Consider the following 12,740-nt stretch of genomic DNA (forward strand, 5'->3'; position numbering starts at 1 on the left):
GCGCCATGCAGACCGGGCGTCGCGCCGTGGGACACCCGGTGGACGTCGCCTCCGGCGTCCAGTTCACCGCGGCACACGACGTGGAGATCTGGGGCACCGTGCCCCTCATCTTCCGTCGCACGTACAGCACGGACCTCCTGGCCCAACCCGCGTCCATCCTGGGCCGGGGCTGGCTCCACAACCTGGACGCGCGCTTGAGCCGGGACCTGGAGGGCTTCCGCTTCGTCGGCCACGGCGGCCTCGAGGTGTTCTTCGACGATCCGTCGGGGCGCATCGAGACCGGAGCGTCTCTCTTCAACCTCGGCGACTCGATGGAGCTGCGCCGTGAGGGAGACCTCCTCGTCGTCTATCACTGGCACGACCTGGAGACGGACGTGCAGCGCTACGTCTTCTCTGCGGCCGATGGCGACCCGATGCCGCTGCGCTCGTTGGAGATTCCCTCCGGGCACGGGCTGTTGCTGAAGTACGACCGCGCGAAGCGGTTGACGTCCGTGACTCAGTCCGCGGAGCGCCGCGCGGTGCACCTGAAGTACGACACGCGCGGCCGGCTCGCCCTGCTCCAGCTCTCCATGCCGGGAGCGGACGCGCCGCCTCCCGTCACCGTCGCCCGCTACGTGTACGACGGCAGGGACAGGCTGGTGGCGGTCCACGACGCCGCGGGTGTACCGATGACCTATGGCTATGACGCCGAGGACCGGCTGACGGAGGAGCGCAACCGTGCCGGCGGCGCCTACTTCATGAAGTACGACGCCCAGGGACGCTGCATCGAGGCGGCGGGCGAAGGCGGCTACAACCTGCGCCGCTTCCAGTACAACGCAGTGGCGCGGCTGACACAGGTCACCGACAGCCTCGGCCACGTCACCGCGTACCAGTACAACACCCGAGGCCAGGTCGAGCGGGAGATCCTCCCCAACGGCGGCATCCGCGCGACGGAGTACGACGAACACGGCCGCCCCGTCGTCGAGGTGGGCCCGGCCAAGGACGTCACGACCTACGTGTACGACGAGCGCGGCGACGTCACGGGCAAGCGCTGGCCCGACGGCACCACCACGTCTTACGAATATGACGAGCACCACCAGGTGGTGTGCATTACCGAGTCCGATGGAGCCGTCTGGCGCATGCGCTACGAGCGAGGGGCGCTCGTCCAGGTGCTGGAGCCGCTCGGAGGTGAGCGCCGCTACGTGCGCGACGAGAACAACCACATCGTCGCGGTCCATACGCCCGGCGGCAATCGCATCATCGTCTCGCGGGACGCGTCGTGGACCGAGACGCGGCTGTCCGACGGCTACGGCCTCATCGAGCGCCGCCGGCTGGATGCCCTGCTCAATCCCAGCGAAATCGAGGACGCCAGCGGCGCACTCCTGCGCCTGCGCTACGACGTCCTGGGACGGCTGGTCCAGGTCGAGCACCCCGATGGAGCCACGGAACGACTGACCTACGACGCCGAGGGACTCCTGACCCGGCGGGTCGACGGCACCGAGCACGTGCATCGGCTTGAGCACTCTGCGTACGGGGAGTGTGTCCGCGCCATCGACCCCAATGGCATCGTCTCCGAATACACCTGGGACACCGAGGGGCGACTGACGCAGGTGCGCAACCCCGCCGGAGAGCTCGCCACCTTCGAGTACGACAGCGTGGGGAACCTCGTCGCGCAGCAGCGCTTCGACGGGGCCATCGAGCGCTTCGAGTACGACCTCGGAGGCAACGTGCTGCGGCATCACAAGGCCGGCGGCACGGTGGTCGAGTCGACGTATGACATCTCCGGCAACCTGCTCCAGCTCACCTCGGGCACGGAGCCGCTGCTCCGACAGAAGTTCTCGGCCTGCGGTCAGCTCCTCGAGAGCTGGACGCCGGATGCCACCGTCCGGTTCGAGCACGACCTGCTCGGACGGGTGACGGCGGAGATCCAGAACGGCCTGCGCGTCCAGTACACGTACCACCCGAGTGGAGGTGTCGCGCGGCGGGAGTTCGAGGGGGCCCGCGCGGAGCCACTCCTGTTGGACTACGACCTCCGCGGACGACTGCGCTCACTTGGAACGGAGCGCGGGACGTTCCAGTCTTTTCATTACGACGCGAGGGACTTCCTCACGAAGCGTGAACTGGGACCGGCCCGAGAGGACGTGGAGTGCGATGCGCGCGGCAACCTCGCGCGGCAGCGCGTCCTCTCTCCACGGCGGGAGCCGCTCGTCGACCGACGTTACGCCTATGACCGGAACCAGGAGCTGCTCGAGGTCCAGGACGAGCGCTGGGGGCAGCGCACCTTCGAGTACGACCCAGGTCGAAGACTGGTGGCGACCGACGGCCCCTCCGGCGTGGCCGGGCGCTACGCCTACGATGACCTGGGGAACCTGAAGCGCGAGAACGACCGCCCGTTGCACTACGCGCCGGGCAGCGTGCTCGTCGAGCATGGCGCGACGCGCTTCACCCATGCACCGAACGGCCAGCGGGTGCGCACCACCAATGGAGACGGGCAGACCCGGTACCACTGGGATGCATTGGACCAGCTCCGGGAGGTCGAGCACCCCGACGGCACCAGGACGACGTATGGCTATGACGGGACCGGGCGTCGCGTCTTCAAGGAGCACGACGGGCAGCGCACGTCCTTCTACTGGGCGGGGAACGACCTGCTCAGCGAACAGGGGCCGCGGGGCGTCACGGATTACGCCGTCGACAGCTTCTGGCCCCAGGCGCTTTGGGAGGATGGGAAGCTGCGCCATGCCATCGTGTCGCAGTTGGGAGTCCCCCGCGAGCTGCTCGACGACGCGGGCCACTGCGTCTGGCGAGGGGAGTACGACGCGTGGGGAAACCTCGTCCTCCAGGAGGGAAGCGCGCGGGCGCCGTCCCTGAGGCTTCCCGGTCAGTTCTGGGATGAAGAGACCGGGCTCCATTACAACCACGCGCGGTACTACGACCCGGCCACCGGCCGGTTCATCTCCGCCGACCCCATCGGCTTCGCGGGGGGCCCGAACCTCTTCCACTATGCGCCGAACCCCGTCGGTTGGGATGACCCCTTCGGGTTGAAGTGCGGCAGCAGGACCTCCGGGTGGACGGTGTACGTCCTCACCAAAGGCAAGCGGCCACCGAAGATCGTCTACGTGGGCATTACCAACCAACACCCCCACACGCGCTTGAGCGGTCACCGCAACGAGCGGATCGCGGGCAGCTTCGACAACATGCGCATCATCGCGACGGACCTCTCCGACCGTCGCAGCGCGCGCAACATCGAAGGCTCGGCGCTGTATCACATTCAGCACCGCAACGTTTCAGGTGTCCCCCTCGCGTCACGCCTCGAGAATGCGCCACGAGGCGATGGAGGGTACTGGCACAGCTATCGGGACAACGGCGACTCGGTGCGTCCGCTCATGTCGTCCAGCGCCATCACCCACCTCCTCCAGCAGAACATCCTCGACCTGCCAAGGTAGTCCCCCCATCATGCCGTTCACCCCCGACGATGTACAAATTGACCATGGCTGACTCAAAAGTCATCACACGAGCCAAGCAGCTCTTGAAGGATGGGAAGGAAGAGGAGGCACGGGACCTTCTGCTCAAGGCCGCCTACGGCCCGTCCCTGGACACGACAGCCCAGGCCGCGTTCGAGGAACTCTTCCCTGTCGAGGGCACCTTGAAGAAGCGACTCTCCGGAACCGTGAAGGGATTGCAGGCCAAGGATGTGGCGACGCGTCGCACAGCCGCCAAGGCCATAGCGAATGAAGCACTTGAGGAGGGGTCTCGGGCGCGAGCCGTCTGGCTGAAGGACCCGAGGACCACCCACGCTCTCACCCAGGCATTGGAAGATGAAGACCCGCAGGTCGTGGAGCAGGTCATCACCGCACTTTCGAACATCGCGGAGCTGTACCTCGCCGACTTCCGTGCCTATCCGGCTGTCCTCCGGTTGCTTGAGAGCAAGAGGCAGGTCACCCGGCGCTATGCGGTCTCCGCTGCCTGGGCCCTGGCGGGCTTCGACGCGAGCGAGAGCGTGATTCCTCGCTTCCAGGACAAGGTCGAGGCTGTCCGCAGCGCGGCCGTCGTGGGACCCGCAGTGCTCGCCAGCGAAAGGAAGGTCCCCGCCGCCGCGAAGAAGCTCCTGCGAGAGCCCCTCGTCGAGGCCTTGAAGGACGAGTCGTCGACCGTTCGAATGCGCGCATCCAACTCGTTGCGCGTCCTGGGAGACGACTCGGTCATCGAGGCGCTGCGCGCGGCCGCGGCGGTGGAGACCAGCGCCGTCACCCGAGAGGTTCTCGAGAACAACATCAAGGTGCTTGGCGCGAAGGGCGTGTGAGCCCCTCGCTCAGTTGATCTTGATGAGCGCGCCCGTTTTCACCGTCGCGCTTGAGCAGGATGCTCGCGTTGCCGCACACGAGCTTCAGCTCCTGGCCCGTGCAGGTCACCTCGACCTTGCCGCCGTCGAAGACCCTCTGTCCGGAGCTGTTGTGGAGGGCCACCTTCTTGCTGGTCCCCTCCACGAAACTGGGGCAACTCCAATCGCTGCTGTCTCGACATGGCCCTGCTGACTTCAAACCCAGACGCCAATGAGTGATGCCGCCAAGGAGCGTTTCTCCCCCGTATCCTCTTTGAACAAAATACACACGAATTGGAGCTTGACCCGCAGGTTGTGTGAGTGGCCACGGTCGATCTCCGAGGCACTCGCGCCATTCGCGACGGCAGGCGCAGTCGAGGTCTTCTTCGACCGTGATCGCGCCTGGGCACTTCGTCTTGCTGACCGGAAGCTGACGGTCGAGAGCGACTGAAGCGGGCAGACGTCGCTCCTCAAGTCATCCAGAGCTGGATGTCACACTCCACTGCGGCGTCATCCAATACTGGCTGAGGCTGGCATGGGAGGATGGGGGCCGCGGGATACCCGCACTGTGCCTGCGCCATTGGCCGCCCAACTGCGCACCATGGAGACGCAGCGTTGGTCGCGAAAAGCAAAAAGGCCCTGCCGGTTTAGGGCAGGGCCTTCTTTTTTGCTCCCCGACGATGCGGCGAGCGTGCGGGTGGAACGCGGCTGCGTTCCACCCGCACGCTCCCGGGGGGCCGGTTGCGCGGTTCAAAGGCCTCTGGGCGAAGGTGCTCCGGCGTCCCCCTTTCTTGAAGCGCCGAGGCCCGCGAGGTAGAGAACGACGCCTCATCTCCGCAGGGGGCGGGGATTCATGGCAGGGACGCCTTCATGAACCCACGTGGCGCCGAGAAGGAATACCTCCAAGATGGTCTGCGCAGCGGCCTCAAGCTCGACGCGCGCTTCGACGCCCTGCCGCCCCACCTCCACGTATCGTGGATCTCATGGGACAGCGGCTTCCGCGGTTCGGGACTGCGCGTGGGCGACCGGGTCATCGCCATCGACGGTCAGCCCGTCGTCAAGCCACCCGACCTGGCCATCACGCAGCGCACCGTGCCCTTCATGCTCGGCCAGTACGCCGAGAACCAGACCTGGGACAAACAGGGGCGAAAAGAGGGTGACAAGGTCCAGGTGCGAATCGTTCGCCGGCGCGAGCCCGGCGAGGGCTGGGAGGAGCACGAGTTCAGCGGCGCCCTGCTCCATGAACGCACCTGGAGCATCGCCGATACGACGCGGCAGATCATCGGACCGGGAGGACCCGAGCGCATGGGTCGCGACGGCTTCGACGAGACCTGGATGTCATGGCTCGAGAAGCGCGTCTTCGACTGGGAGCGCCTGCTCGACAGCACCTTCGGCGCCTGGCGCACCTCGCGAGGGACGCGCGCGGAGCTCGCGAATCACCTCGGACACAAGGCCCGCGTCGACTTCCTCGTCGAGCATCATCCCGGCCCCTTCGCGACGGCGATGCGCGAGGACTGGGAGACGGTGCGTGCCTGTCTCGATGGAGACCTCGTCACGCTCCCGGCGGATGCCCTCGAGTTCCGCACCCGGGGCGAGGAGCAGGTGAAGGCCATTGGCCTCCAGGCCGCGGCGGCGTGGAAGGCCCTGCTGGAGGCGCGTGCGGGAGAGACGCTCAGCGCCTTCCCTGTCGTCGACCCCTTCCGGGGTGACCGCTCGGCGGTGACGGGCAAGCTGGTCTCACTGCCGACGGTGACGCAGCGCGAGTGGCTGGTCGACATGGGCAAGGGCTACCTGGCCTGGAACCAGTCCGGCGCCTGGGTCTTCTGCCCCGCCAACACCCCGGCCATGAACAAGGTCTTCTCCGCCATGCAGCGCTACCAGAAGCGCGTTGCCCCGTCGGTGAGGCTCGACATCGCCGTGCTCGGCCGCATCCTTCCGGATCCCCGCCTGCTCGCGGGCTCGGGCCGCACCGCCGCCGGTCTGGAGGTGGAGCCCGTCGCCGCCCTGGTCGGCGGAGTGGTCTGCGTCGACGTCAGTGACTCGAGCGAGGGCGGACCGCGCTTCGCTGGAGAGGAGACGCTCAGCCAGGAGAGCTTCGGCGCTCCGGCCGACGACGCGAGCCCGCGCGAGGTCCTCACCGCGATGATTTCGGCCGTGAAGCGCGGCGACCAGGAGACCTGGAACGGCCTCTTCGCGGACTGGCGCGCCGTGCCAGACGCCGACCGGCCCATCTACTACCCGGTCTGGACATGGAACGGCCGCGACAGTGAGTGGGTGCGCTCGCGGCAACTCCTGCTCAACAAGGTGCTCGACGCGCGGGTGCGCTGGATGGGCGATGTACGGGTCGTCATCCAAGGCGACGAGGCCCCGGGCCTGCAGCGCATCGAGGAGGTCGAGTTGGAGGTGGACCACGTCGGCCTCTTCGAGGGCCAGACCCGCACCTTCAACTCAGTCGACGTGCGGCGGCGCTGGACGGTCCAACGCCGCAACGGTGGCCCCTGGCGCATCACCAGCGAGCAGAGCCTGTAAGGAGCACTCCATGGGCTGGTATTCAAGCCGCGTCTCTGAACTCAACGAACGGTTGAACCGCGCCTCGGAGGGCGCCCCCGACACGGTGAAGCGCGCTTTGAGCGACGCCATCGTGAAGGTTGGAAACGCGGCCGATCAAGCCCTCTCGGCCATGCTCGACGCCAGCGAGCGCACCAGCGCCGGCAATCTGGGGACGCAGCGCAAGTGGCAGGAGCGCTGCGCCACGGCCACGGCAGACATCAGCCGCGCCTTTGGTGATGCCGCCAAGGACAACATGCTCTCGCCCGCCCTCCAGCTCTTCTGGTACCAGGCGCTGGAGCACGAGATGGCCTTCTTCGACTCCCTGGCCAAGGTGCAGACGCCCCAGCTCCACGACGACCTGCTCGTCCATCAGGACCTGCTCAACAAGATGCTGGGCGAGCTGTGGGACAAGTGGACCTTCCTGCTGTCCAAGGACGTCATCTTCGAGAACGACCAGCGCCAGGTGGTGCAGCAAGTCTCACGGATGGCGCAGTCCATTGTCGACGAGCTCGCCCCGGGCGTGCTCAAGCGCACCAGCGAGAGCGTCTCGCGCGCCACCGCGAAGTCGCTCGACGTGGCCCTCAAGCTCGATGACAAGCTCCTGGGCGGCAAGGGCGTGGACCTGGCCAAGCTCGTCGCCTCGCTGTTCGATGTCGACATCCCCGACGAAATCGACCGCAACCTGCTGGACGCCGTGCAGGGTGGCTCCGAAATCTACCAGGTGCAGAAGGGCCACTACCGCAACCTGGTGTCGGCCTACCAAAGCCTGGTGCAGGCGGAGAAGGGCAGCGTCCTGCTGCTCTTCAACGCGACGCGGGCGGAGGTCGACACGTACCGTGACAAGAACGACCTGGGGAAGGCCAAGGTCATGCTCGATCAGGCCAAGGGCTACCTCTCCGACTGGGCCTCACGCGTGCCCAGCTCGGCCCAGAGAAGCGAGGCCTCCGGCTTCAAGGACAAGGTGTGCTCGGCCATCGACACCGACTGGAGGCTCACCGAGGAGCTCGACAACAAGTTCCGCGACAAGTTCAAGGGCATCTTCGTCCAGTCCCTGGGCAGCGAGACCCTCGAGCAGCTCGCGGAGTCCTACCTCTTCCGTCAGCACATCGAGGAAATCACTCGCAAGGACGCCGCCGGCAAGCTCAAGGCCCTGCCGGGCAACCTGCAGAGCGAGGTCGACAGCGCGCTCGAGCGGGGCCTGCGCCCCCTCGACGACCTGGTCAACCGCGTCCCGGAAGAGGTGCGCGAGCTGGCCCGTATGAAGAACCAGCGGTTCAAGGAGCACGTGCGCGCCAGGCTCAAGGACCGCATCCAGGCCCTGCTGCCGGCCATCGTCGAGCTGGCCGCCCTCTGGGACCCGAACAACCTCTCGAGGGACTTCAGCCGCGAGGAGCTGGAGAAGGCCCTCCGCTGAGATTGGACGGCGCGACTCAGGGCCGCGCGTCACTCCGCTTCACCCTCTGGGACTTGAATCCATCCGTGTACGGCACTGCGTCCTGCCTGCTCTCGCCAGCGGTCGCTGCCTGCTGCTGGAAGTCCGTACCCGTTCGACGAATCGCGTGGAGTATCGCCCGCGATGGGGTCTGGTTTCTGCGCGCAGTGTGCAGCAGATCCGGGTGATGGATTGGAGGGCGTCGGGTTTCTGCTCGCCGATACCCACCGGGGATGGGGCATTGCGTCGATGGCTCGGGCTGCTGCGCGCTGGGCGCGCTTTTCGTAGAATCCCACGCCATGGGCCTCCTCACCTTCGGTCTCAACGTGACTTTGGACGGGTGCATCGATCACACGCAGGGGATCGTGGACGACGAACTGCACGACTATTGGAGGCAGCTCATGGAGCAGAGCGGGGCGATGCTCTTCGGGCGCAACACCTACGAGCTGATGGAGGGAGCCTGGCCCGCGGTGGCCCGCGACGAAAAGGCGCCGCGCGCGATGCGCGAGTGGGCACAGAAGCTCGAGGCGAAGGCGAAGTACGTCGTGTCGGGCTCGCGGAGCGACTTTCCGTGGCAGAACACGATCAAGGTGGAGGGTGACCTTCGCGAGGCGATCTCGGCGCTGAAAGTGAAGACCGAGCGGGGTGTCCTCGTCGGAGCGCCCAAGCTCGCGGCTGCGCTCGAGGAGTGGGGGCTCATCGACGAGTACCGCATCGTCGTTCATCCCATCATCAGTGGCCGCGGGCCGACGTTGTTTCATGGCCTGTCGAGTGCGCGGCAGCTCGAGCTCCTCTCGACGCAGCGGTTCAAGTCCGGCGTGCAGGCGCTCCACTTCCGTCGCAAAGCGGGATGAGCGTGGAAGGACCCGAGCGCTTCACCGGCGGCTGCCATCGCGGCACGCCTTTTTATGCATCTTCGGTCTTCCCGCAGGATGCTCATGACTTTTCATTCTGCGAGCCTCATTTGCGAGCTACCGCGACTTCGCGGGCCAGTGCGACGAACGCCGTGTGAGCGGCCGAGGAATTGCGCCGGCCAGGGTAGTAGAGGCAGAGCCGAGCGAGCTCCGGTGTCCAGTCCTCGAGCACGCGAACGAGGCGTCCCGCTTCGATGTCGCCTCGCACGTCCGGCTCCATGAAGAAGCCGAGTCCGATGCCCTCCAGGACTGCGATCCGCGAGAGGCTGGCCTCGTCCAGCGTGATGGGCCCCGTCACATCGATCAGGGCCGTCTGCCCCCGCTTACGGAAATCCCACCGGAAGAGGCTGCCGTTCGGCAAGCGCACCCGGATACACCGATGACGGAAGAGGTCCGATGGGACGCGCGGCCGACCGTGCTTCTTCAGGTACGCCGGCGAAGCGACGATGGCATGGCGTTGGGGCTCTCCAAGCGGAATTGCAATCATGTCGGTGGGCACGAGGTTCGCCATCCGCACGCCGAAGTCGAACCCCTCGGCGACAACGTCGACCAGCCGGCCTTCGGTCACGACGTCGACATGCACGTCCGGATGGCGGCGGAGGTACTCCAGCACCAGTGGCGCGAGGATCTCGCGCGCCGCTGTCGCAAATGTGTTGATGCGCAGCATGCCGGACGGCTTTGCCTGCTGGGAGCGAGCCGCGTCCATCGCGCCGCGGATGTCCTCGAGTCCCGGAGCCACCTGTTCGACGAACGCTCTGCCGGCGTCGGTCAGCGAGACGCTGCGCGTCGTGCGGTTGAAGAGGCGGACGCCAAGATGTGCTTCGAGCTTCGCGATCGCGCTGCTCATCGCCGTCGTCGACATCCCGAGATCGAGGGCAGCGCCGCGAAACGAGCTCCTGCGAGCGACGGCGAGGACGGCATCGAGATCATTCAGTCCGGGTTGATACATCGATAGTCCTGTAGGTCGGGATGTCACATCCTAGTTTGTCCCTATTGAGCGGGCAATCGCGCGGGCTTACGTCTTGGGTCATGACAATGCACCCATCAATTCGAGCCTATTTCGACGCGGACAGTGCCACGCCGCTCCACGCCTTCGCGCCCGATGCCGTTGTCGAGGATGAGGGACATCGGCATGTCGGGCATGCGGCCATCGACGAATGGTGGCGTGACTCCCAGGTGAAGTATCAGGCCGTCGCGCAGCCGATCGAGGTGAACGCGAAGGACGATGCCTGCGAGGTTCGCGCGAAAGTGACGGGCCAGTTTCCCGGCAGTCCCATCACGCTCACCTTTGCGTTCCGGATGAAGGGCGATCGGATCGCGGCTTTGAGCATCGGCGCGTGAGCCGTGATGCCCATTTCAACCCTGCGGAAGGAGATGACGTGATGAGAGAGCTAGAGGGGAAGCGCGCGCTCGTGACGGGCGGAACGAAGGGCATCGGCAAGGCGGTGGTCGCATGGCTGCGCGCGGCCGGCGCGACGGTGTTGACGACCGCGCGGGAGGGAACGGGCGAGGGCTTCATCGCCGCCGATGTCGCCACGGCCGAGGGCTGCGCGCGCGTCGTGAAGGCCGCCGGAGCAATGGACATCCTGGTCCACGTCGTGGGTGGAACGTCGGCGCCGGCGGGCGGCTTCTCCGTCCTCGACGACGACGCGTGGCAGAAGACGATCGACCTGAACCTGATGGCGGCGGTGCGTCTCGACCGGGCACTGGTCCCCGGAATGCGCGAGCGCCGGACCGGCGTGGTCGTGCACGTGACGTCGATCCAGCGGCAGATGCCGCTTCATGAGGCGACGACCGCATACGCCTCGGCCAAGGCCGCACTCTCGAATTACAGCAAGGCCCTCTCGAAGGAGGTCGCGCCGCAGGGCGTGCGCGTGAATCGCGTGTCACCGGGCTGGGTCGAGACCGAGGCCTCCGTCGGATTCATGAGCGAGATCGCGGCGAAGAACGGCACCGACGAGGCGGGCGCGAAGGAGCTCGTGATGCGCTCGCTCGGCGGAATTCCTCTCGGGCGCCCCGCGCGTCCGGCCGAGGTCGCCGAGTTGATCGGGTTTCTCGTCTCGGACCGAGCGAGCGCGATCACCGGGGCGGAGTACGTGATCGACGGCGGGACGGTGCCCGTGAGCTAGCAGGCTGCTGAAAAACTCCGGTGCGGGGACGACCTCCCGCACCGGAGCAGGGACTCCTCCTGACCTGGTGAGCCAGGAGCCTCCGGATGACAAGGGCAACCCCACCGTCGACTTCCACGGCGAGAAGAGAAGCAACGCCGCGCACGCGTCAACGACCGACCCGGAGTCGAGGCTGGCGCGCAGAGGATGCCGGGTATGACGTGCAGTGCTTCGTGGAAGCTGTACGGGCGCGACGGATGACTCCGCACGTGGCCCAAACGCGGGACGTGCGCCGGGCCAGCCGAATCGACGGCCGGGCCCCCCGCCATACGGGCTGCGCCCTGCCAGCGCGCGCTCTTCAGCACCGCGAGGAAAATCCCTGGGGATTCAGCGGCTTGAGCACGAAGGCCCCGCGGTGTTCATCGCGAGGCCCGTAGGAAAGCAAAAAGGCCCTGCCGGGTTGGGGCAGGGCCTTCTTTTTTGCTCCCCGAATGAAGCCCTGCGCGAACTCCTTCTCGGCGATCTCCGAGAGGACTCAACTCTCTGAGGGCCGAAAGGCGAGTAATATCCAGCAATTTCAAAGACGGGCCGGGCGAGCCCTTCAATCGCTGAAGCATCCCCTCATTCTCATTTCTCCCTCTGCGCCCGCCTGCTCGGCCGCTCACGGGTTCTCCGAGGGGAACCTTCAAATGAGGGGATTGCTCAGCTTCAATCGGGGTCCGAGTGAATATCCGCAAACTACTCAGTGGGTGACCTCCCGTCTGTGGTGTTGATCCTCTCGATGCCTGCTTCACAAGGAATGCGTGGTGGCGACGCGCGTGAGCTCGCGGGCGATGTGCCGAGGTGGGTAAAAGTCGCATGCTTCGAGGCGCGCGGGACCGGGGACGCGCGAGGCCTTGTCCTGAGACTCCCGTGGCCAATCGCGACCCGCGCCCGGCCGGCATCCACGGCGTACGCGGGCAGGCCTCCGCAGGCCGTGTCGAGCCAGGCCGCGCGCAGCATCAGATTGGTACGCCCCGCTGCCGCCCCCGGTGCTCCACCTCGCCCTTCGCCGCTACAGGCGCTCGATGGCCTCGGCCCCTACGCGTCGCGCTCACTCGCCTGACGCACTGTCGAACGTGGCCTTGACGCCCCGCATGACTCGGCGCCCGAATTTTGGGGAGGCACACCCCCAAGCAGACGAAGATGTGCGCATCGCCTCTCGGCATCACGGCCAGCGGGACCAGGACTTCGGTCGTGAGCACGGTCTGGCGTGGTACGTGTAATCAACGCCTCTCGGCATCACGGCCAGCGGGAATCGAGGTGTGGGAGTGTAAGTCCTCGCCCGAGCCCGTCGAGAGCGACGTTGACGGAGAGGTTCGGCGAATGATTGCTGGGTGAGTCGTCTCAGCGCGACGGGCCGCGAGCCTCGGCCCAGAGGGAGACTTCGCCGTCCGCCT

The 12,740-nt window shown here is 66.6% G+C and carries 8 protein-coding genes and 1 pseudogene; 8 read left to right on the top strand and 1 reads right to left on the bottom strand.

Features of this window, described 5'->3' with window-relative positions:
* Positions 1 to 5 precede the first annotated feature (5 nt).
* The 5 genes from D7Y15_RS29735 to D7Y15_RS29760 all read left to right on the top strand — a co-directional run bounded on the left by D7Y15_RS29735 (position 6) and on the right by D7Y15_RS29760 (position 9,133).
* A complete protein-coding gene (locus tag D7Y15_RS29735) occupies positions 6 to 3,422 on the top strand; it encodes an RHS repeat-associated core domain-containing protein (RefSeq protein ID WP_121754675.1) in 3,417 nt (1,138 codons plus the stop codon).
* A 200-nt stretch (positions 3,423 to 3,622) separates the two neighbouring features.
* Complete coding sequence (locus D7Y15_RS29740; RefSeq protein ID WP_158629135.1) at positions 3,623 to 4,279, top strand: HEAT repeat domain-containing protein; 657 nt, start codon at positions 3,623 to 3,625, stop codon at positions 4,277 to 4,279.
* A gap of 888 nt (positions 4,280 to 5,167) precedes the next feature.
* Positions 5,168 to 6,826, top strand: a complete 1,659-nt coding sequence (locus tag D7Y15_RS29750) for a hypothetical protein (protein WP_121754678.1) — start codon at positions 5,168 to 5,170, stop codon at positions 6,824 to 6,826.
* A 10-nt stretch (positions 6,827 to 6,836) separates the two neighbouring features.
* Positions 6,837 to 8,261: a hypothetical protein gene (locus D7Y15_RS29755; protein WP_147452118.1), complete on the top strand. Its 1,425-nt coding sequence runs from the start codon at positions 6,837 to 6,839 to the stop codon at positions 8,259 to 8,261.
* A 317-nt stretch (positions 8,262 to 8,578) separates the two neighbouring features.
* On the top strand, positions 8,579 to 9,133 hold the full coding sequence (locus tag D7Y15_RS29760) for a dihydrofolate reductase family protein (protein ID WP_120578123.1): 555 nt from the start codon (positions 8,579 to 8,581) through the stop codon (positions 9,131 to 9,133).
* A 106-nt stretch (positions 9,134 to 9,239) separates the two neighbouring features.
* Here D7Y15_RS29760 and D7Y15_RS29765 read toward each other — a convergent pair whose 3' ends face one another.
* Complete coding sequence (locus D7Y15_RS29765; protein WP_120578107.1) at positions 9,240 to 10,142, bottom strand: LysR family transcriptional regulator; 903 nt, start codon at positions 10,140 to 10,142, stop codon at positions 9,240 to 9,242.
* Between the two features lie 86 nt (positions 10,143 to 10,228).
* Between D7Y15_RS29765 and D7Y15_RS29770 the strand changes: the two genes are divergently transcribed.
* The 3 genes and pseudogenes from D7Y15_RS29770 to D7Y15_RS29780 form a co-directional block, all read left to right on the top strand.
* A complete protein-coding gene (locus D7Y15_RS29770; RefSeq protein ID WP_233597136.1) occupies positions 10,229 to 10,534 on the top strand; it encodes a nuclear transport factor 2 family protein in 306 nt (101 codons plus the stop codon).
* Positions 10,531 to 11,322 carry an SDR family oxidoreductase gene (locus D7Y15_RS29775; protein WP_233597135.1) on the top strand — a complete coding sequence of 264 codons (792 nt, stop codon included), beginning with the start codon at positions 10,531 to 10,533 and terminating at the stop codon, positions 11,320 to 11,322. The genes D7Y15_RS29770 and D7Y15_RS29775 overlap by 4 nt, the downstream gene beginning before the upstream one ends.
* A gap of 76 nt (positions 11,323 to 11,398) precedes the next feature.
* Positions 11,399 to 11,509, top strand: a pseudogene (locus tag D7Y15_RS29780) (IS5/IS1182 family transposase); the annotation flags it as partial.
* Between the last annotated feature and the right edge of the window lie 1,231 nt (positions 11,510 to 12,740).

Origin of the sequence: Corallococcus sp. AB030, from assembly GCF_003668965.1 — a bacterium.
GTDB lineage: Bacteria > Myxococcota > Myxococcia > Myxococcales > Myxococcaceae > Corallococcus > Corallococcus exiguus.